At 70.0% G+C, this 20345-nt stretch carries 13 protein-coding genes; 7 read left to right on the top strand and 6 right to left on the bottom strand.

Going from position 1 to position 20345, the window contains the following annotated elements; translation table 11 throughout:
• Positions 1-21 precede the first annotated feature (21 nt).
• Positions 22-2379: an NACHT domain-containing protein gene (locus AW273_RS26395; protein WP_062353532.1), complete on the bottom strand. Its 2358-nt coding sequence runs from the start codon at positions 2377-2379 to the stop codon at positions 22-24.
• Between the two features lie 595 nt (positions 2380-2974).
• Positions 2975-3532 carry a hypothetical protein gene (locus tag AW273_RS26385; RefSeq protein WP_062353526.1) on the bottom strand — a complete coding sequence of 186 codons (558 nt, stop codon included), beginning with the start codon at positions 3530-3532 and terminating at the stop codon, positions 2975-2977.
• Positions 3533-3708: 176 nt separating this feature from the next.
• On the opposite strand from AW273_RS26385, the gene AW273_RS26380 reads away from it, so the two are divergent.
• The 3 genes from AW273_RS26380 to ppgK are packed head-to-tail and all read left to right on the top strand — an operon-like array spanning position 3709 to position 8263.
• Positions 3709-5670 (top strand): sensor histidine kinase, encoded by a 1962-nt coding sequence (locus tag AW273_RS26380; protein ID WP_157556160.1) that lies wholly within the window; start codon positions 3709-3711, stop codon positions 5668-5670.
• On the top strand, positions 5667-6299 hold the full coding sequence (locus tag AW273_RS26375; protein WP_062353519.1) for a response regulator transcription factor: 633 nt from the start codon (positions 5667-5669) through the stop codon (positions 6297-6299). Before AW273_RS26380 ends, AW273_RS26375 begins: the two co-directional genes overlap by 4 nt.
• Before the next feature lie 29 nt (positions 6300-6328).
• Positions 6329-8263 carry a polyphosphate--glucose phosphotransferase gene (gene ppgK, locus AW273_RS39395; RefSeq protein ID WP_198168370.1) on the top strand — a complete coding sequence of 645 codons (1935 nt, stop codon included), beginning with the start codon at positions 6329-6331 and terminating at the stop codon, positions 8261-8263.
• A gap of 90 nt (positions 8264-8353) precedes the next feature.
• Here ppgK and AW273_RS26360 read toward each other — a convergent pair whose 3' ends face one another.
• The gene (locus AW273_RS26360) at positions 8354-9253 is read right to left on the bottom strand and encodes a diacylglycerol/lipid kinase family protein (RefSeq protein ID WP_232327600.1); all 900 of its coding nucleotides are present in this window, start codon (positions 9251-9253) and stop codon (positions 8354-8356) included.
• Positions 9254-9362: 109 nt separating this feature from the next.
• Between AW273_RS26360 and AW273_RS39205 the strand changes: the two genes are divergently transcribed.
• The 4 genes from AW273_RS39205 to AW273_RS26340 all read left to right on the top strand — a co-directional run bounded on the left by AW273_RS39205 (position 9363) and on the right by AW273_RS26340 (position 15631).
• Complete coding sequence (locus AW273_RS39205; protein ID WP_062353508.1) at positions 9363-9806, top strand: winged helix-turn-helix domain-containing protein; 444 nt, start codon at positions 9363-9365, stop codon at positions 9804-9806.
• Between the two features lie 48 nt (positions 9807-9854).
• The gene (hrpA, locus tag AW273_RS26350) at positions 9855-13688 is read left to right on the top strand and encodes an ATP-dependent RNA helicase HrpA (protein ID WP_062353506.1); all 3834 of its coding nucleotides are present in this window, start codon (positions 9855-9857) and stop codon (positions 13686-13688) included.
• Positions 13688-14332, top strand: coding sequence for an HAD family hydrolase (locus AW273_RS26345; protein ID WP_062353504.1), 645 nt, complete (start codon positions 13688-13690; stop codon positions 14330-14332). Before hrpA ends, AW273_RS26345 begins: the two co-directional genes overlap by 1 nt.
• Before the next feature lie 69 nt (positions 14333-14401).
• On the top strand, positions 14402-15631 hold the full coding sequence (locus AW273_RS26340) for an AAA family ATPase (RefSeq protein ID WP_062353501.1): 1230 nt from the start codon (positions 14402-14404) through the stop codon (positions 15629-15631).
• A gap of 334 nt (positions 15632-15965) precedes the next feature.
• On the opposite strand, the gene AW273_RS26335 is transcribed toward AW273_RS26340, so the two are convergent.
• The 3 genes from AW273_RS26335 to AW273_RS26325 all read right to left on the bottom strand — a co-directional run bounded on the left by AW273_RS26335 (position 15966) and on the right by AW273_RS26325 (position 20274).
• Positions 15966-17498 carry a serine/threonine-protein kinase gene (locus AW273_RS26335; protein WP_062353498.1) on the bottom strand — a complete coding sequence of 511 codons (1533 nt, stop codon included), beginning with the start codon at positions 17496-17498 and terminating at the stop codon, positions 15966-15968.
• An 18-nt stretch (positions 17499-17516) separates the two neighbouring features.
• Positions 17517-19049, bottom strand: a complete 1533-nt coding sequence (locus AW273_RS26330; RefSeq protein ID WP_062353495.1) for a choice-of-anchor I family protein — start codon at positions 19047-19049, stop codon at positions 17517-17519.
• Positions 19050-19119: 70 nt separating this feature from the next.
• Positions 19120-20274, bottom strand: a complete 1155-nt coding sequence (locus AW273_RS26325) for an SGNH/GDSL hydrolase family protein (protein WP_198168368.1) — start codon at positions 20272-20274, stop codon at positions 19120-19122.
• Between the last annotated feature and the right edge of the window lie 71 nt (positions 20275-20345).

Genomic DNA, 20345 nt, shown 5'->3' with positions numbered 1-20345 from the left:
GGCGAACCCGCGGGACGGCCGTCAACCGGCGTTCCGGGTGGGGAGCAACTGCGGCGCGTATTTGTACAACAGGTTCCGGAATGGATTCTCGAATCGCTCCACCCGTGCCATGTAAACGCCGAAGAGCCAGCTGGCGGCGATGAGCACGGCTATTATGATCGCCCAGTTCCAGGGGCCGACATGCTGACGCAGGAAACCCTGCGTGGCCGCGAAACCGTTGCCGGCCAATATCGGTGCGCCGGGTATCACGGAGAGTGCGAAGATTCCCCAGGCCGTGTCGCTCTCGATGGTTTCCGGCTCCATCGCCAGGCCGACGGGCAATGATATGACGGCTGCCGCGACGGCGATGACCGCAATAATCGCCAGCCAGGAGGGTCCCCAGGCGTCCACCCCTCTGACCGTGTTGATCAGCTGAACTCCGCCCGAAACCGAAAGGACCAGTCCGATTCCCGTCCAGACGGTTTTGGTGAGCATGCCGAGGAAACGCGGCCTCGGCGCGGGCTGCGCGAGGTTCTCCCAGTCGTCGCGGCGGCATTCCCTGATCCCGAGGCCGGCCACGAGACCCCACCTGACCGGGGAGTCCAGCGTGCTCAGCAGTTGGTCATATCGCGTGGGTCGTGAATCGCGGAACGCCCTCCGGAGTACTTCTGTGGTGAGCGTGTCGGCGAGCTGGGCCGTGCTGCTCTCGATCGACCCGGCTTTGGCGGCCAGACCGATGTCGTCGATCAGCCTGTAGACGTCCGAAGCCGAGGCGATGATGTGGGGCAGAGACGGTAGGGCCGGATCTTCGGCGGCGATTTTCCGGGTCAGTTCCTTCAGTTCGGAATCGACGGTGAACAGTCGCGTCGTGACCTTCGGCTGCAATTCCACGTGCAATGGAAGAACTATCAGCGGGCTCAGGGGAGGCAATGTGTCCGGCACGCCCCCGTCGAGGTTCTCTCTGATGAGCCAGGCCGTCCGGCCGATGATCGATCTCAGGTGAGGCGACCATTCGCCGTCGAAGGGCTCCGTGATCCAGTCGATGCGATCACCGGAGATCACTTCCTTGTTCTTCTGGTCCCTGTTCAACGTGGCCAGGACGTCGTCGCTGTTCAGCAGCGCCGCCATCCACCAGGCGGCGGGCGCGCAGGTGGATTCCGGCGTGCCAGGACCGGCTGTGAGCAACGGGACCAGGGCCTCGGCCGCGGCTGGCGTTCCGATCCGGCCGATGTCGTCGATCGCCCACACGCTGCCGTCGCGAGCCGCTCTGGCCAGGGCCGGAATCGCCAGATCCCCCATTGACCTCAGTTCGGCCCGGGCGGCCGATTCCGTCGGGGTCAGGCTGATCAGAGCGTCGACCGCGTCGGCACGACCCGTGGCGGCGAGCACCCTGAACGTCTGGCGCCTCGACATGGAATTCCTTCTGACCGCGGACGGATTTCTCGACGCCGCCGCCAGCAGGTGGTTCATCAGACGGTCGCCACGCGGCCCACTGGCGCTTCCCAGAGCGCCGAGCGCGCGGATGGTCGGTTCGGAAAGCTTGGTGTTCGACTCCAGCCTGCCGACATAGTGGTCGATCACCTCGCCGGAGAACACGCTGTCGATGCGAGTGGCCTCGGCCAGGCAGCGAAGGATCAGCAGTTTTCCGTCTCCGCCGTCGAGTTCGTAGATTCTCCGGAGAAGGGGGGTGGAGTCGTCCGAAGAGAGTCCGCACCACAGCCGGACCACTTCGTGCCAAACCTCCGGATGGCGAGAATAGCGACCGAGCAGCCCATGCCAGTCCGTACGCAGTTCCAGCGCGACGAGATACTCCTGCAGCGTCAGGTGCCGGAATCCGTAGGTGTCGTTCTTCCCCTCCAGGCGGATGAGGAGGCGACTCCGCTCCACGATCTCGCGAATCAGGTCGTCGGCCTGGCCGGAGTCGAGGTTGAAGTGTTCGCCCTCGCTCCGGATCACTCGGAGAAGCTCCAGATGGGTTATCACGCGGCGGTCATTCGAATCGTCGGAGGAGTGCCGGTCCATCAGCAACAGCGCGACTTTTCGCAGGATCGCGAGCTTGACCGCGGGACCGTGCCGGGTGATCTCGCCGAGCCCTCTGGCCTCGTCGCGGCGGAGCAGGTAGGCGATCGCCTGTTCGTAGAACTCCCAACGGGAACGAGGCATGAGCTCTCCTCGCCCACCGAACACTCCTTCGACATAGAGATAGGCGATCATGGTCAGTAGCATCGGGCTGCGGGCGAGCGTCAGGACGGGCCGGTTGCCCTGCAGGGATCTGAAGAGCGCCTCGACGCTCAGGTCGCTTTCGAGGAGATGCCGCAAGAGCAGCCGCAGCGCCTCGTCGTCGAGTTCGACCACGGCTATGGGGGGCCCGAACTCGGCCGCCAGCTCGCCGTCGTACACCTCGTCTCTGCAGGTGACGAAGATCGGGCAGTTGTGATGCTGCCTGGCCAGGTTCTTGATATCCGAGAGCGCCGCGTTGTAGTGGGCCTGCAGGATTTCGTCGAGGCCGTCGAAATAGAGACGCAGCCGCCCGTCGGCCAGAGCGCTCTCGAGTTGTCTCGGGGTGAACTGCCATTTGCCGTGACTCCGTCGGCTTCGTAGCGGGCCGGCACATACACCTTCTCCACCATGATCGGGGCATCGTCGCGACGAAATCCCAACGTGTGGCTGCTGTGATTCTTGTGCACGGCCGCGGTGTAGGCCCTCAGCGCCTTGGGCTTCAGAACGTCTTGCTGACGGTTGGACTGGAAACGTCCGAGAAGCTGTTTTCCCAGTTCCTCGACGATGCCGCCGGTGAACTTGTCCACCACCCACAACAGAACGAACAGGGCCAGCAATCCGCCGCCGTAGGGGAGTAGAGCTTCAAGCGACGCCTGCTCCAAGATCGCTCCTCTGGTTGGGGTGACTGCGCTGGTTCTATCCCAGATCTTCGCGAACGGAGGGCCTGATCGTTACGTCGTGCATTATTTAGTGAAAGGCAATTCGTTCGGACATCTCATGACGTGGCCGGCCGCACCCGCCTCAGGCGCACGGCCACGGCGAGCATGGTCACCCCGTGCCACAACACGCCCGAGTAACTCCCGTGCGCGTTCAGCGGCGCCCAAACCGACAGCGTCACCCCCGCCGCCGTCGTCATGACCTGGCTCGTCGCGATCAGCGCCGCCGTCCACCGGGGGAAGACCCCCGCCCGCCAGGTGGCGACGCCGAACACCGCCAGCCCGGCGCAGAACACCAGCGGGCCGACCGGAAACGACAGGAACGTCAGCGTCTCGGTGCCGAGCACCAGCCCCACGTTCCCGGTGATCGCGACCGCCGCCCCCGTCACGATCAGGGCGAGCCCGGCGATCCCGGCGCGCCCCGTCCGGTGGCGCTGCGCCAGGTGCACCCCCAGCAGCGTCACCGTCAGCAGTGTCCACGGCACTAGGACCAGGGCGTCGCGGAAGTCCGCCGGCTCGGGCCGGGCGATCGACTCGGCTCCCAGGCCGAACCACCCGAACGCACTCACCGCCCCCGCCACGGCGAAGGGGGTGAGCTTCTCGGAGGACGACGTCATGCCCCCTGCCCGAACGAGGGGGCCGGTGATCTGCCGGAGAGGGGTCTGGTGGTCATGGGCCCAGCCTGAGGCGTGCCGCGCGGCGGGCGCATGAGCTCCTGATCACGTCTGACCCGGGACTTCTCGTCCCATGACGCCGGGACGTCCTGAATGCGACGATAAGCCGAATGAACCGCATGAACAGCCGGATTCTCGGCGATTCCGGGTTCGCGGTCGCCGGGGTGATCCTCCTGTTCGTCGCGGGGGCGCTCGCCGTCGAACCCAGGCTGCGGGAGCTGGGGGTGGCGGGGTTCGTCGAGCGGTTCGACGCGTTCCGGGCGGTCGCGGCGGTCGCGTTCGGGGTGCCGGGGGCGTTCGTGGTCACCCGCAGGCCGGAGTTGCGGGTCGGGTGGTTGCTGCTGGCGGTCGGGTTCGCGCAGGGGTTCTCGCTGGCCGCCGGGGCCTACGGGCTGGTCGGGATCAACGACCGGCCGTTGCCGTTCGACGACGAGCTCATGTGGGTGTCCGACTGGTTGTGGGTGCCGCCCTACCTGGCCGTGCCGACGTTGTTCCCGCTGTTCCTGCCCGACGGGCGGCTGCCGTCGCGCCGCTGGTGGCCGGTGGCGGCGCTGGCCGTGGCGGCGATGGTCACCGGCTCGGCCGGCTGGGCGCTGACCCCGGCCGAGGACGTCGACGTGCCGCACCTGTTCCCGCCCGGCTACACCGGGGTGGTGCCGCCGTTCCAGCAACTCGCGCCGCCCCTCCAGGCGGCCGGGCAGATCCTCGGGCTGGCCGCCGCCGTGGCCGCGATCGGGTCGCTCGCCTGGCGCTACCGCCGCGCGTCGGGAGAGGTCAGGCGGCAGGTGCAGTGGGTGCTGGCGGGTGGTCTGCTCACGCTCGCGGTCGTCGCGGCGGCCGCGCCGCCCGTGCTGGACAGCCCCGCGCTGATCGTGCTGGCGCCCGTCCCGCTGCCGGTGGCGCTCGCCGTCGCGGTGCTGCGGCACCGGCTGTGGGACATCGACCTGCTGCTCGCCCGCACTCTCACCGTCGCCGCCCTCGTCGTGACGCTCGTCGTCGTGTACGCCGCCGGCGCCCTCCTGCTCGGCAACCTCTCGCCGCTGGCCCTGGCCGCGGCGGCGGTGCTGGCGCATCCGGCGTACACGAGGATCCACCGGCGGGCCAACCAGGTGGTCTTCGGCGAGCGCGACGACCCGGTGGCCGCGCTGCGCCGGCTCGGTGACCGGCTCGCGGGCGCCGGGCACCCCTCCGAGCTGCTCGAACAGGTCACCGAGTCGCTCGGGCGGGCACTGCGCGTCCGGTACGTCGCCGTCGAGGAGGCCGGGGAGGTCGTCGCGGCGTGGGGCGAGCCCGGCGGCCCCCTCGAACGTGTCCCGCTGCGGCACCGGGGCGCGGAGACCGGCACGCTCGTCGTCGGCGAGCCGCTGCGCCGCCGCGACCGGACGGTGCTGACCGAGCTCGCCCCGCACATCGCGGTGACCGTGCGGGCCCACCGCCTGGCCGCCGACCTCGAACGGTCGCACCGGCGGCTGCTGGCGGCCCGCGAGGAGGAGCGCGCCCGCCTCATGCACGAACTCCACGACGGCGTCGGCCCCACCCTGGCCGCGCTGGCGTTCCAGGCCGACCGGGCCCGCCGCCAGGCCCCGGAGGCGGCGGAACTGCTGGCCGGGCTGGCGACCCAGATCAGGGCGACCGTGGTGAACGTCCGGGCGATCGTCAACGACCTGCGCCCGCCGCCCCTCGACGACCTCGGGCTGACCGGCGCGCTGGAGGAACTGGCCGGCAACTTCGCCGGCGGCCTGGCGGTGGTCGTGCGGGCCGGGAGCACGCCGCCCGTGCTGCCCGCGCCCGTCGAACTGGCCGTCTACCGGATCGCGGCGGAGGCGCTGAACAACGCCGCCCGCCATTCGGGCGCGTCATGCTGCGCCATCGACCTGGACGTCTGCGAAGGTGGCTTGCGACTCCGGGTCGACGACGACGGCTCCGGGCTGCCCGAGCCGCTGCGGCCCGGGGTCGGACTGTCGTCGATGCGCCGCCGCGCCACCGACCTCGGCGGCACGTTCGACCTGGTCACCGAGCCCGGCGGCGGCACGTCCGTCCGCGTCGTCCTGCCCCTGGAGGAGCCATGGGAGGAGCCATGAAGGTCCTCGTCGTCGAAGACCACCCGATGTTCGCCGACGGCCTGGTCGCCCTGCTCGGCGACCTCGACGGCGTGGAGGTCGCCGGGCACGCCGCGACGGGCGAACGCGCGGTCGAGTTAGCCCGCGAGACCCGGCCCGACGTCGTGCTGATGGACCTGCACCTGCCCGGGATGAGCGGGGTCGAGGCGACCCGCGTCATCGTGGCGGAGCTGCCCGGCGTGGCGGTGCTCGCCCTGACGATGCTCGGCGACGACGCCACCATCCACGACATGGTCCGGGCCGGCGCGCGCGGTTACCTGTTGAAGGAGGCCACCCCCGAGGAGATCGCCCGTTCGGTCGCCGCGGTCGCCGCCGGGCAGGTCGTGTTCGGCCACGGGGCCGGAACACGCGTGCTGGCCGCGCTTTCGAACCCATCGAAAAGGTCAAGGCCGTTCCCGGAATTGACCGAACGCGAATCGGAGGTGCTCGCCCTCCTCGCGCGCGGGCTGACGAACCACGCCATCGCCAGAAAGCTCGTACTGAGCGAGAAAACCGTCAGGAATCACGTCTCCAACATCTTCACGAAACTCGGCGTGACCGACCGCGCGGCGGCCGTTGCCCGAGCTAGAGACGCTGGTATGGGGGAATGAGGGTGATTCCTCCGGGTAACGCTCCGAGTATGAACGTTCTCGGCATCGACATCGGCGGCTCCGGAATCAAGGGCGCGCCCGTTGACACGAAAACGGGCGAACTCACGGCGGAGCGCCACCGAATTCCGACCCCGCAGCCGGCCACGCCGAAGGCGATCGCGGAGGTCGTGGCCAGACTCGTCGACCACTTCGAGTGGACCGGTCCGGTCGGCATCACGTTCCCGGGGGTGGTGGTCGACGGAGTCATCCGGACCGCCGCGAACGTCGACAAGTCGTGGATCGGCGTCAACGCCAACAAGCTGTTCGGGAGAAAACTCGACAGCGTCATGGTCATCAACGACGCCGACGCCGCCGGTCTGGCGGAGATGGCCTTCGGCGCGGGCAAGAACAACCAGGGCGTCGTCCTGGTCCTCACCATCGGCACCGGCATCGGCAGCGCCCTCTTCGTGGGCGGCAAGCTGGTGCCCAACACCGAGTTCGGCCATCTCGAACTCAAGGGTAAGGAAGCCGAGTCGAGGGCGTCCGACGCCGCCCGCGACAAACGCGACATGTCATGGCAGAAATATGCGAAGCGCATCGGTCAGTACCTGCGCCACATGGAAATGCTCTTCAGCCCCGGCCTGATGGTCATCGGGGGCGGCATCAGCAAGAGGAGCGACAAGTACCTGCCCATGGTCGACCTGCGCACCCCGGTCGTCCCCGCCATGCTCCTGAACGAGGCCGGCATCGTCGGCGCGGCCCTGGCCGCCGAGGAGACCATGGCCCCGCAGCCGCGCACGACCACGCGCCGCACCACCGCGCGCCGCACCACCACGACCGCGTCGAGACCCCGCGTCGCCCGCGCCACCACGGGCGCGACGCGCAGCGCCGCCCGCCGGTCCGCCGCGACCACCCCGACCCGCGGCACGACGACCAGGTCCGGCGCCACGACGACCCGCCGAGCCGCTTCTTCCGGCACACCCCGGACCACCCCGGGCCGCACGACCGGAACCTCCCGAACGGGCACCTCACGGACCACCACAGCACGTGCGACCACCGGCCGTGCGACCACGGGACGTGCCACCACCGGACGCTCGACTACAGGCCGTGCGACCACCGGCCGTGCGACCACCGGGCGCTCGACTACAGGCCGTGCGACTACAGGCCGGGCAACCACGGGCGGCGCGACTACAGGCCGCGCGACCACAGGCCGCTCGACCACGGGCGGCTCGACTACAGGCCGTGCGACTACAGGCCGGGCAACCACGGGCGGCGCGACTACAGGCCGCGCGACCACAGGCCGCTCGACCACGGGCGGCTCGACTACAGGCCGTGCGACTACAGGCCGGGCAACCACGGGCGGCGCGACTACAGGCCGCGCGACCACAGGCCGCTCGACCACGGGCGGCTCGACTACAGGCCGTGCGACCGCCGGGCGCTCGACTACAGGCCGGGCAACTACGGGCCGCTCGACCACGGGTCGCTCGACCACAGGAGGTGCGACTACGGGTCGCTCGACTACAGGTCGTGCCACCACGGGGCGTGCGACCACGGGCGGCTCGGCCACCGGGCGCTCGACCACGGGCCGTGCGACCTCCTCCGGTGCGGCCGGCACCTCGCGGACTCCCGTGGCCCGCTCGACCGGGGCCTCGCGGACGTCCACGCCGCGTTCGAGCTCGACCTCCACGACGCGCTCGAACGGAACCTCGACCAGCCGTTCGACTTCGGGCCGTTCGACTTCGGGCCGTTCGACTTCGGGCCGTTCGGCGTCGAGCCGTTCGGCGTCGAGCCGTTCTACGCCGGCCGCGCGGACGTCGCGGTCCCGGTCGACCAGCTCCGTCCGGAGCTCGGCGAGCCGCTCGAACGGCAGTCCGGCGAACGGTTCGCGGTCGGCCGCGCGCCGCACCGCCCGCTCTGCCGGGGGCACCACGCGCCGTTCGGCGACGCCGAAGAGGTCGTCCGGGTCGCGCCGGACGAAGGGCTGATCCGGGGCCCCGGCCAGATGGAGCCGGCCGGGCCGTTATTACGTCACGGGGTGCTGACCTGGAGATCGGGCAGCACCCCGCAGGGTGTGGTCAGGCGCTCTTCGCGTAGGGGGCCGCCTCCGGCACGCAGAAGGTGATCGCCTTCGGGACGATCTTGACCTTGAGCTTGGCGGCCCGGCCGCGGGCGCCGCCGTCCATCTCGTACGTCGTCGGCTCCGCGAACCGGACCGTCACCTTCCGCGCCCGGGTGATGCGCAGGAACGGCGACTCGTCCGACCGTCCCGACGACATCTGGCCGAGGGTGCGCGCCCACTCGATCGGCCCCTTGGCCGTGGACACGCCGACCTCCAGCCACCCGTCGTCGGGCTTGGCGTCGTCGAACGCCTCGATGCCGCCGCCGACCGTGCCGACGTTGCCGAACAGCACGCAGGACGCGTCGCCCTCGAACCACCGCTCGCCGTCGAGGTCGATGCTCGTGGCGACCACGCTGGAACCGGCGTGCCGCAGGCCCGTCCACCAGTAGGCGAGCTTGCCCATCCGGTCCTTCATGCCCCGGTCGGCGTCGGCGATCATCTCGGCGTCGAAGCCGGCCCCGGCCATCACGGCGAAGTGCTCGCCGTTGAGCCTGCCGAGGTCGAGCCGCTCGCGCCGGCCGTGGAACCCGATCCGGACCGCCTCTTCGAGGTCGGTGGGCACGCCCAGGTTGCGGGCCAGGAGGTTGGCGGTGCCGGCGGGCAGGATCGCCACCGCGGCCTTCGACCCGGCCAGCACGTCGACACAGCGCTGCACGGTCCCGTCGCCGCCCCACACGAAGACCAGTTCCGCGCCCTTCTTCAGGGCGGCCCTGGCGGCCTTCGGGGCCTTCTTGCTCTTCGGCACCTCGTACCAGAGCAGTTCACCGTCATGGTGCTCGGCCAGCAGCGACCTGAGGCGGTCGAGACCCCCGCCGAGCGTCTTCTTCTGATGCGCGACAACAGCGATCGTCTTCACGCGCGCCTTGCTACCCGCCAAAGTGCCGCACATGCCCGGACCTCCAACCCTTAATTCCTACTTGTATAGGTGGTATTGTTCTCGGTAACTACGAGGAAAGGGGACGACCATGACCCATGCGACAGTCATCGATCTCATGGCTCGCCAGCGCGACACGGCCGGAGCCGACCCCGGCGAAGGCGCCGTGCTGGGCGTCATCCCCGTGCCGGAGACGGGCGCCTCCCTGGTCGTGGTCGGCTACCTGGTCGGCGACACGGGCCGGGCCCCCCGCCCCCAGCGCGAGATCGAGATCGACCGCGACAGCCGCACCGTCACCGCCGACGGCGCCGAGATCGACCTGACCTACCGCGAGTTCGAACTGCTCGACTACCTGGCCGCCGCGCCGGGCCGCGTCTACAACCGCCGCCAGCTCCTGGCCGCCGTCTGGGACCGTTACGACGACGCCGGCGCCCGCACGGTCGACGTCCACATCCTGCGCCTCCGCCGCAAGCTGGGCCGCCACGCGGGCCGGATCGTCACGGTGCGTAACGTGGGTTACAAGTACGCCGGGTAAAAACCATTGGCTGGAGGGCCGGGCAGGCTGCCTATCCTTGAGGATGGGATGAACACGCTCTCCGATCTCCAGACCCGCCTGTCCGGCCTGATGCTGCGCGACCAGCGGCGGTTGCGCCGCCGTGTCGACGGCGTGCGCAAGGTACGCGACCCCAAGGCCCGCCAGAAGATCCTCACCGAGTTGTCCGGCGAGGTCGAGACCGCCGAGGCACGGGTCGCCGCCCGCCGCGAGGCGCTGCCGGTGATCGGTTACCCTGCGCAACTGCCGGTCAGCCAGCGCAGAGACGACCTGCTCGAAGCCATCCGCGACAACCAGGTCGTGATCGTCGCGGGGGAGACGGGGTCGGGCAAGACCACCCAGCTCCCCAAGATCTGCCTGGAGCTCGGGAGGGGCGTACAAGGGCAGATCGGGCACACCCAGCCACGCCGCCTCGCCGCCCGCACCGTCGCCGAGCGCATCGCCGAAGAGCTGGACATCGAGCTGGGCGAGGCGGTCGGCTACAAGGTCAGGTTCACCGACCAGTCGAGCGACAACACGCTGGTCAAGCTCATGACCGACGGCATCCTGCTGGCCGAGATGCAGACCGACCGCTTCCTCAGCCAGTACGACACCCTCATCATCGACGAGGCCCACGAGCGCAGCCTCAACATCGACTTCATCCTCGGCTACCTGAAGCAGCTCCTCCCGAAGCGCCCCGACCTGAAGGTCGTCATCACCTCGGCGACCATCGACCCCGAACGCTTCTCCCGCCACTTCGACGACGCCCCGATCATCGAGGTCAGCGGCCGCACCTACCCGGTCGAGGTCCGCTACCGCCCGATCGAAGACGAGCAGGACGACCAGACCCAGGCCATCGTCGACGCCGTCGACGAACTGGTCGCCGAGGGGCCGGGCGACATCCTGGTCTTCCTCAGCGGCGAACGCGAGATCCGCGACACCGCCGAGGCGCTGAAGGGCCGCCGCGAGGAGGTCCTGCCGCTCTACGCCCGCCTGTCGGCCGCCGAGCAGCACAAGGTCTTCCAGCGCGGCTCACGCAGACGGATCGTGCTGGCGACCAACGTCGCCGAGACCTCGCTGACCGTGCCGGGCATCAAATACGTCATCGACCCCGGCACCGCCCGCGTCTCCCGCTACAGCCACCGTCTGAAGGTGCAGCGCCTCCCCATCGAGCCCATCTCCCAGGCGTCGGCGAACCAGCGGAAGGGCCGCTGCGGGCGTACCAGCGACGGCATCTGCATCCGCCTCTACGGCGAGGACGACTTCACGGGACGCCCGGAGTTCACCGATCCCGAGATCCTGCGCACCAACCTGGCCAGCGTGATCCTCCAGATGACCAGCCTGGGCCTGGGCGACATCTCGGCGTTCCCGTTCGTCGAGCCGCCCGACAAACGCCAGATCAACGACGGCGTGAACCTGCTCCAGGAGCTCGGCGCGCTCGACGCCAAGGGGCTCACCCCGATGGGCCGCAAGCTCGCCCAGCTCCCGGTCGACCCCCGCCTGGCCCGGATGGTGCTGGAGGCCCAGACCAACGGCTGCGCCCGCGAAGTGATGATCATCACGGCGGCGTTGTCGATCCAGGACCCGCGCGAGCGCCCCGCCGACAAGCAGCAGGCCGCCGACGAGAAGCACCGCCGGTTCGCCGACAAGGAATCCGACTTTCTGACCTACCTGAACCTGTGGCGCTACCTGCGCGAACAGCAGAAGGAACTGTCGTCGGGCGCGTTCCGGCGGTTGTGCAAGGCCGAATACCTCAACTATCTGCGCGTGCGCGAATGGCAGGACATCGACGCCCAGCTCCGCTCGGTCGCGCGCACCCTGGGCGTGGTCCTCAACACCGCCGACGCCGACCCGCAGCGGGTGCACCTGTCGCTGCTGGCGGGCCTGCTGTCGCACATCGGCGTGAAGGACGTCGCCAAGAAAGACCAGCCGGGCGGCCGCCGCCCGATGACCGAGTACATCGGCGCCCGCAACGCGCGCTTCGCCATCTTCCCCGGCTCGGCCCTGGCCCGGCAGCAGCCCCAGTGGGTCATGTCGGCCGAACTGGTCGAGACGAGCCGCCTGTGGGCGCGGGTGAACGCCAAGATCGAGCCGTCGTGGATCGAGCCGCTGGCCCAGCACCTGGTCAAACGCACCTACAGCGAACCGCACTGGGAGAAGGACCAGGCCGCCGTGATGGCCTACGAGAAGGTCACCCTGTACGGCGTCCCGATCGTCACCGAGCGCAAGGTCAACTACGGCCGCATCGACCCCGAGCTCTCCCGCGAGCTGTTCATCCGCAACGCCCTGGTCGAGGGCGACTGGCGCACCCACCACCGCTTCTTCCACGACAACCGCAAGCTGCTCGCCGAGGCCGCCGAACTGGAGGAGAAGGCCCGCCGCCGCGACATCGTGGTCGACGACGAGACCCTCTTCGACTTCTACGACCAGCGCATCCCGAACGACGTCGTCTCCGGCGCCCACTTCGACACGTGGTGGAAGAAACAGCCCGACAAGTCGTCGCTGACCTTCACGCCCGAGATGCTGGTCAACGAGAACTCCGGCGTCTCGGCCCAGGACTACCCCGACGCCGTCCGCCAGGGCGGCCACCGCATGCGGCTGACCTACCAGTTCGAACCCGGCACCGAGGCCGACGGCGTGACCGTCCACGTCCCGCTGTCGGTGCTCAACCAGGTGACCGACACCGGCCTCGACTGGCAGATCCCCGGCCTGCGCGAGGAACTGGTCACCGCCCTGATCCGGTCGCTGCCCAAGCACCTGCGCCGCAACTTCGTCCCGGCCCCCAACTACGCCAAGGCCGTGCTGGCCCAGGTGAGGCCCGGCAGCGAGCCCCTCCTCGACGCCCTCGAACGGGAACTGCTGCGGCAGACCGGCGTCGCCGTCCCCCGCGACGCGTGGAACGTCGAGGCCCTGCCCGACCACCTGCGGGTCACCTACCGGGTCGTCGACGACAACCGCCGCACGGTCGCCGAGGACAAGGACCTCCAGAGCCTCAAGCGCCGTCTGGCCCCGAAGATCCGCGAAACCCTGTCGGAGGCGGCCGACACCCTCGAACGGACCGGCCTCACGTCGTGGACCATCGGCACCCTCCCGAAGGTCTTCGAACAGGGCCGCCTCAAGGCCTACCCGGCGCTGACCGACCAGACGACCAGCGTCGCGGTCCGCATGTACGAAACGGCGGCCGAACAGGAGCGCGCCATGTGGGCCGGCACCCGGCGACTGGTGCTGCTCAACGTGGTCAACCCCGCCAAGCAGATCCTGCGCGGCCTGTCGACCGCCGAGAAGTTGTCGTTGTCCCGCAGCCCCCACGGCGGCGCCCCGGCCCTGTTCGACGACTGCGTCGCCTGCGCCGCCGACCGGCTCATCGCCGACGCCAAGGGCCCGGCCTGGGACGAGACGGCCTTCACCGCCCTGCTCGACCAGGTCCGCGCCGACCTCTACGCCGTGACCTGGGAGACGGTGACCAGGGTGGAGAAGGTGCTGGGCGTCTGGCACACCGTCCAGAACCGGCTCCAGGGCCCGCCCGACATCGTGGCCGACGTCAACGACCAGCTCTCGTCGCTGGTCTATCCGGGTTTCGTGCTGGAGACCGGCTACCAGCGCCTCCCCGACCTGCACCGCTACCTGCGGGCCGTCGAACGGCGGCTGGAGAAGCTGCCCGACGACGTCCACCGCGACCGCACCCTGATGCACCAGATCCACGACCTCGAAGACGACTACCGCGACCTGGTCGCGGGGTTGCCCCCGGCCCGGCGGACCGCCCCCGCGGCAGGCGAGATCAGGTGGATGCTGGAGGAACTCAGGGTCAGCTTCTTCGCCCAGCAACTGGGCACCCCGACCCCCGTGTCGGAGAAACGCATCAGAAAGGCGATGGCCCAACTATGATGATCCGCTCCGTGGTGCTCGACGTCGGCGAGACCCTCATCGACGAGTCGCGCATCTGGTGGCGCTGGTCCAAGCGCCTCGGCGTCACCCCGCTGACCTTCATGGGCGCCCTGGGCGCGATGGCCGCCACCGGCGGGTCCTACCGCCAGGCCTTCGAACTCGTCGCCCCCGGCCGCGACATCACCGCCGAACTGGCCGCCTGGAAGAAGGACGACCCCGACGGCCTGCGCGAGAACTTCGACGCCGACGACCTCTACCCCGACGTGAGACCGTCCCTGGCCGCCATGCGCGACGCCGGCTACCGGGTCGTCATCGCCGGCAACCAGCCCATCCAGGCCTACGACCAGCTCGTCGTCATGGACCTGCCCCACGACGGCATCTACACCAGCGCCGGCTGGGGCGTCTCCAAGCCCGCCCCGGAGTTCTTCGCCAAGGTCCTGGCCGTCACCGGCCACGCGCCCGAGGAGATCCTCTACGTGGGCGACCGGATGGACAACGACGTCCTGCCGGCCCTGGCGGCGGGGATGAAGGCGGCGCTGCTGCGGCGGGGACCATGGGGCCACCTGCACGCCCGCCGCGACGACGCCGCGAAGGCCGACCTGATCGTCGACAGCCTCACCGAACTGGCGGAGCGGCTTGCGTGATGATTTCAGGCCCTCTCGTGCGGGAATCCCGCATGAGAGGGCTATTCTTGTGCCGGGGAGGCCTCTGTCATGTTGCTCAACCTCCGGCTGGCCAACGTGTTGTCGTTGCGCGACGAACAGCAGCTGTCGCTGATTGCCACCGACCTGAACGGCGGTTCCGCACGCCCACTGGCCATCAGAGAAGCGGGGCGGACGCTCTCCGCGCTGCCCGTGGTGGCCATTTACGGCGCGAACGCCTCCGGCAAGACCAATGTTCTCAGCGGTCTGGCATATATGCAGCGAGCAGTGCTGGACAGCGTGTCCTGGTTCAGCAAGACCGACCTGGAGCGGCGGGTCGCGTTCGCGCTCGATGACACCATCGCGAGCACGCCGTCCTACTTCGAGGTCGATCTGGAGATCGACGGCATCCGCTACACCTACGGATTCGAAATCGATGACGAACGGGTGCGGGGAGAGTGGTTGCACGCCTACCCGCGGGGCCGACGGCAAGCCTGGTTCGATCGCGTCGACGACGACTACCAGTTCTCCGGTTATCTCAAGGGCGACAAGCAGGATCTCGTCCGTAGGACACGCCCGGACGCGTTGTTCCTCACGGTGGCCGCAGAGTGGAACAACGAGCAGCTCGTGACGGTGTTCGAATGGTTCAGGGCGAGTCTCAGGGTGCTGGGTGCGCCACTGGAAACGCGGTTCCGGAGAAGTCGACCGTTGATGTACACGGCCAGGTTGGCCCGCGACAGCGCCTACCGCGACCGGATCATCCGGCTGCTGGCCATCGCCGACAGAGGAATCACGGGTCTCGACTCGCGGGCGCTTGACGAGGGCGAGATCTATTTCCTCCACGGTGCCAAGTCGCTGCGGTTCAATCAGGAGTCACTTGGGACGCGGACCTGGTTCGTCATGCTCGGTCACCTCATCCGTGCCCTCGATCAGGGCTCGGCTCTGCTCGTCGACGAGCTGGACGCCAGCCTCCATCCGGTCATGGTCGCCGAGGTCATCCGGATGTTCGAAGACCCTGAAGTCAACCGGGCGGGTGCACAGCTGATCTTCACGACCCACGATGCGACCCTCTTGCGCCCGCTCCCCGGCGGTGGGCGCGTACTCGACCGCGACGCGGTCTGGATGACCGAGAAGGACGCGTCGGGCGCCACTGAGCTCTACGCCGTCTCCGGCCTTCAGCCGCCTCCGCGAAAGGATGAGAACCTAGAACGCGGCTATCTCGTGGGCCGTTACGGTGGCACTCCACGGGTCGCTCCGGGAGAGCTGGCACGCGGGATCAGCGAGGCCGCCGGTGAGCCCTGACCGGACCAACCGCACCCCTCCTTCGATTTTTGGTTATATCTCCACTTCGCCGGATACGACGTCCCGCTGAACGGTTCGAGCCAGGAGATTGTCCGACGGCTCAACCAGAGGGAGCCCTGGTCGAAGTTCGGGCGCGACAAACGCGTCACCGAGGCGCGGGCGGCCGACCTGGCTCCGCACATCGTCGCCGCGGCCGGCCGCGCCCGGAGTCTGGAGAAGAGATGCGCGGCCAACGACTGCACCCACGCCCGCGTCGGTGCGGCGTGCGGCCTCCTGGACCGTGATCCCGGCAGCGGCATGGGCGCGCTGATCGAGAGTCTCGGAATCCGGTGAGCTACTTCCGCGTCAGCGTCCCGGTGTAGGAGACCAGGCCGAGGTCGTCGTTCCAGACGTATTCGGCCTGACCGCCCTTCAGCGTCAGCACCACGGTCCCCGGCACGCACTGACCCCCGAGCCCGTCGAGCCGGAACTCGGCCGATTCGGCCGAGGCCTTGGTGAGCGTGAGGGTGCCCTCGCACGGGTCCTCGGACCATTCGCCGGTGGTCTCGCCCGCGTCGAGGTCGATGGAGACGTCGTGCTCGCTCATGACGGGGTTGGACGGCACGATGCGCCCCTCCCACCGCCCGGCGAACGCCTCGGGTATGCCGGAGCCTGACGGTGCGGAGGTCTCGGCGGTGGCGGGCGTCTCCTCGGCCGCCGGGGTGAGCGTCGACCTGACCGTGGTGGTCTCCGGTTCGCGGTCGGGCGCGAGCAGCGGCGGGACGACGATGACCGCCACCGCGAACAGCGCCGCCCCGAGCGCGGCGAGGGCGAACGCGAGCGCCTTCCGGTTGGCGTGGGCCGGTGGCAGGGTGGCATCGGATGAGGCGGGTCCCCGGGTCGAGTGCTGAGGCGCGCCGGACGCCGCGCCTGCCGGCGCCGGATGCGCCGCCCACGGGGGCGGCTCGGTGAACCGTCGGCGATCGGGATCGTCGGCCCAGAGGCCGGGCGCGGGGTCACTCGAACCCCGGCCGAAAGCGGGCCCGTCGAATCCGGGGCCGCCGTGGGCCGCGGCCTCGCCCGCGCGTAACGGGTCGGGGGCCGCCCCCACCAGCGTCAGCAGCACGTCGCGCGCCGACGGCCGTGCCGCCGGGTCCTTGCTCACGCACCGCGCCACCAGTCCGCGCAGCGGCGCGGGCACGCCCGACACGTCGGGGTCGACCGTCATGATGCGGTGCAGCACGGACGCCACCGAGTCGGCCCCGAACGCCGCCCGGCCCGTCGCGGCGTAGACGATCGTCGCGCCCCACGCGAACACGTCGGAGGCCGCCGACGCCGGGCGGCCCGCGATCTGCTCGGGGGCCATGTAGGAGGGGGTCCCGATGGGGCCGCCGGTGATGGTCTCGCTCTCGCTCGGCCGGGCGATGCCGAAGTCGACCACCCGGGGCCCGTCGGGGCCCAGCAGCACGTTGCCCGGCTTGAAGTCCCGGTGCACCACCCCGGCCGCGTGGATGGCCGCCAGAGCCGTCGCCGTCCCCACGGCGAGCCGGTCGAGCTCCCCGCCGTTCAGCGGGCCGCCGGAGGAGACCCGCTCCTGCAACGAGGGCCCGTCGACGTACTCGGAGACCACGTAGGGCCGCCGGCCGGACAGGTCGGCCGCCAGCACCCGGGCCGTGCAGAAGGGGGCCACGTCACGCAGGGCGGCCAGTTCCCGGCCTAGTTGGTGGCGGACGCCGTCGTCGGCCCCGCGCAGCAGTTTCACCGCCACGGGGCCGCCCGCCGGCGCCACACCCAGGTAGACGACCCCCTGGCCGCCCTCCCCGAGGCGTCCGGTCAGCCGGTATTCGCCCAGGGAGCGCGGGTCGTCGGGGTCGAGCGGGGTCACCATGCCCCAAACGGTAGACCGTCAGCGGATCTCGTAGATCGCCGTCGTACCGGAAATTTCGTGACCCACCACGAGCAGCGGCTTGCGGGTCGGGCTGTCGGAGGCGGGCACGAAGAGCACGCCCTCGGGGCCGGAGTCGCCGCCGGTGCCGGCCTCCACGTCGCCGGCGAAGTTCCGGCTGTTGACGTAGTCGGCGATCTTCGGGTGGCGGGGGTCGGTCACGTCGAAGGCGACGACGCCGCCGACGCGCTCCAGGCCGGCGAAGGCGTAGGTGCGGCCCCTGACGTCGCCGACGGCCACGCCCTCGGGCTCGGGGCCCTTGTTGTCGCTGCGGGAGTCGAAGGTCTTGTTCTCCTGGTCGGCGTTGAACTCGGCCGGGAGCTCCTTGGCGACGAGCCGCTCGATCTGGTCGCCCGAGTCCCACACGAGTCGGCCGCCGGCGTCGCGGACGGAGATGGAGCGGGCGCCCATGGCGTGCAGTTCGGTGGTGACGCCCTCGGCGTTCTTCGGCGAGGTCGAGGTGACGGTCAGCCGGCCGAGCTCGGCGTCGGCCTTGAGCGCGTCGGGGAGGGTCGTCTTGAGGTCCTTGACGCGGACCTCCTCGGCGAAGCACTCCCAGTCGCGGGCGTCGCCCTCGTTGGCGGTCACGATGTAGGTGCGGCCGTGCGACTCGTAGGAGGCCAGCGCGTCCGGCTGGTACATGCCCTTGACCGGGCGCGGCACGATGTTGATCTTGCCGTCCTTGTCGGAGGCGTCCAGGCCGTCGCCGGGGCGGTTGTGGTCCTTCAGGCCCAGCGGCACGACGTCCTCGACCCGGCCGGAGCGCAGGTCGACGATCGCGAGGGCGTTGTTCTCCTGGAGCGAGACCCAGGCGGTGCGGCCGTGCCGGTCGGTGGTGATGTACTCGGGCTCGAAGTCCTGGGCGGCGTTCGCCTTGGGGCCGTAGACGCGGACGCCCTGGGCGCGGAGCCGGTCCTCACTGCCGATGTACTTCTTGAAGTCGGCCGTCTTCACCGAGCCGCGGCGGACGTCCACGATGCTGATCGAGCCCTCGGGGTCGACGTCGCCGTCGCAGTAGCCGGACGGCTCGCCCTCGTTGGCGACGAGCACCTTCGAGCCGTCGGGGGTGAAGGTCACCATGTCGGGCAGCGCGCCGACGGTCACCGACCGGAGCCTCTTCAGGGTGGCGGCCGAGAAGAGGCCGACCGTCCCGGGCCTGGTCTTGTCGTCGGCCTGCTGGGCGACGGCGACGAGGCCGTTCTTGACGGCGACGCTGTTGGCGCCGGGGGTCTGCAGGGTGCCGGCCTTCCTGGGGGCCCTCGGGTCGCGGATGTCGAGCACGTCCACGGTGCCGTCCTGGGCGTTGACGACGAAGACCCGGCGGGTCTTCGCGTCGTACGCGGTGATCTCCGACGCGCCCGCGTCGAAGGCGCCGGTGGTGTACCGGCCGAGGAACTGCAGCGTGATGCCCTTGTGGGGGGTCGCCGCCGCGGGGGTGGCGGCGAGGAGCCCGGCGACGAGCGCGCCAGTGACGAGGAGGGTCCTGTTGTGCATGCGTGAAAGCGTGGCGAAGGCGCGTGAACCAGCGCTTAAGCGGCGGTGGCCCGCCCGTTAACCGGACGTCTCAGACGATCTGGGACAACCGAAGTGAATAGGCCAGTTTCCGCCGGCCCGCGTCGCTCAGGTGGATGTGGTCGCCCGAATCGTAGGAGGCGCGCAACTGGTCGGGGTAGGTGGGGTCGCGCAGCGCCGCGTCGAAGTCGGCCACGGCGTCGAACGCCCCGCTGGTGCGGATCCACCTGTTCACCTGCTGCCGCACCGCCTCCCGCTCCTCGCTCCACGCGGGGTAGCCGTAGAAGGGGGTCAGCGTGGCGCCGACGACCCGCACTTTCTGCCGGTGGGCCAGCGTGATCAGCCTCTTGTACGCGTTGATCAGCGGCGCCGCCGAGGTGTAGTCGCCCTTGCAGATGTCGTTGATGCCCGAGAACACCACGACGGTCTTCACCCCCGGCTGGCCGAGGGCGTCGCGGCCGAACCGCTGGAGCACGCTCGCGCCGGTCACCGGCTGGAGCAGCCGGTTGCCCGAGATGCCCACGTTCAGCACCGAGGCCCGGCCCCTGAGCCGCTGGCTGAGGAAGTCGGTCCAGCGGCGGTTGGAGTCGGTGGGCTGGCCTGCGCCGTCGGTGAGCGAGTCGCCGATGGCGACGATCGCGGGCACCTTCGCGGAGGCGGTGACGGCGACGCGGTCGAGGAAGTACCACTGGGTGCTGGTGTAGCTGAACCGCATCCCGTCGTCCTTGGCGGCGTGGTCGCCGGGGTCGGACAGGAAGGTCGTCGCGTAGGCCCTCTCGTGGCCCGTCACCCGCGTGTGGGTGCCGGGGACGAACAGGCTGACGACGAGGTCGCTCCCGGCGGCGTACCGCTTCGGCAGCGGGTCGCTCCACACCGCCTTGCCGGCCGGGATGCGCACGTAGTCGCGGCGGTTGAACAGCACCGGCTCGTTGGTGCCGGTCTCGATCTCGGCGCCGTAGGCCTGGAGGCCGGCGTGGATCGACCGCAGGACGATCGGGGCCGAACCGTACAGGTTCGACAACCGGACGCGCAGGCCCGAGCCGCCCGCGGAGAGCCGGACGATCATGCGCACGGTCTGCCCGCCGATCGCGGTCGGCAGCCGGTCGGTCGCGGCCGACCAGGTGCCCACCAGGTGATTCCTCGGCGCGGCGGCGGCCTGCGCTGGCGCGGTTAACCCCGCGACCAGCACCGATATCAGAACGATCACTCGGACGACCGGCCGCGACATCCCTCTCCCCTGAACGTTCGATCTCTGAGACGCCATACATTACGGCCATT

Source organism: Herbidospora yilanensis, from assembly GCF_001570565.1.
Classification (GTDB): Bacteria; Actinomycetota; Actinomycetes; order Streptosporangiales; family Streptosporangiaceae; genus Herbidospora; species Herbidospora yilanensis.
The sequence above is the reverse complement of the archived record's forward strand: the minus strand, read 5'-3'. Positions and strand labels throughout refer to the sequence as shown.

What these genes read in the sequence shown, in the direction of transcription:
- AW273_RS26345 (WP_062353504.1), top strand. Translation starts at nt 13,688, where the DNA reads ATGATCCGCTCCGTGGTGCTCGACGTCGGCGAGACCCTCATCGACGAG.
- AW273_RS26330 (WP_062353495.1), bottom strand. Translation starts at nt 19,049, where the DNA reads ATGCACAACAGGACCCTCCTCGTCACTGGCGCGCTCGTCGCCGGGCTC.
- ppgK (WP_198168370.1), top strand. Translation starts at nt 6,329, where the DNA reads ATGAACGTTCTCGGCATCGACATCGGCGGCTCCGGAATCAAGGGCGCG.
- AW273_RS26385 (WP_062353526.1), bottom strand. Translation starts at nt 3,532, where the DNA reads ATGACGTCGTCCTCCGAGAAGCTCACCCCCTTCGCCGTGGCGGGGGCG.
- AW273_RS26375 (WP_062353519.1), top strand. Translation starts at nt 5,667, where the DNA reads ATGAAGGTCCTCGTCGTCGAAGACCACCCGATGTTCGCCGACGGCCTG.
- AW273_RS26340 (WP_062353501.1), top strand. Translation starts at nt 14,402, where the DNA reads ATGTTGCTCAACCTCCGGCTGGCCAACGTGTTGTCGTTGCGCGACGAA.
- hrpA (WP_062353506.1), top strand. Translation starts at nt 9,855, where the DNA reads ATGAACACGCTCTCCGATCTCCAGACCCGCCTGTCCGGCCTGATGCTG.
- AW273_RS39205 (WP_062353508.1), top strand. Translation starts at nt 9,363, where the DNA reads ATGACCCATGCGACAGTCATCGATCTCATGGCTCGCCAGCGCGACACG.
- AW273_RS26380 (WP_157556160.1), top strand. Translation starts at nt 3,709, where the DNA reads ATGAACAGCCGGATTCTCGGCGATTCCGGGTTCGCGGTCGCCGGGGTG.
- AW273_RS26335 (WP_062353498.1), bottom strand. Translation starts at nt 17,498, where the DNA reads ATGGTGACCCCGCTCGACCCCGACGACCCGCGCTCCCTGGGCGAATAC.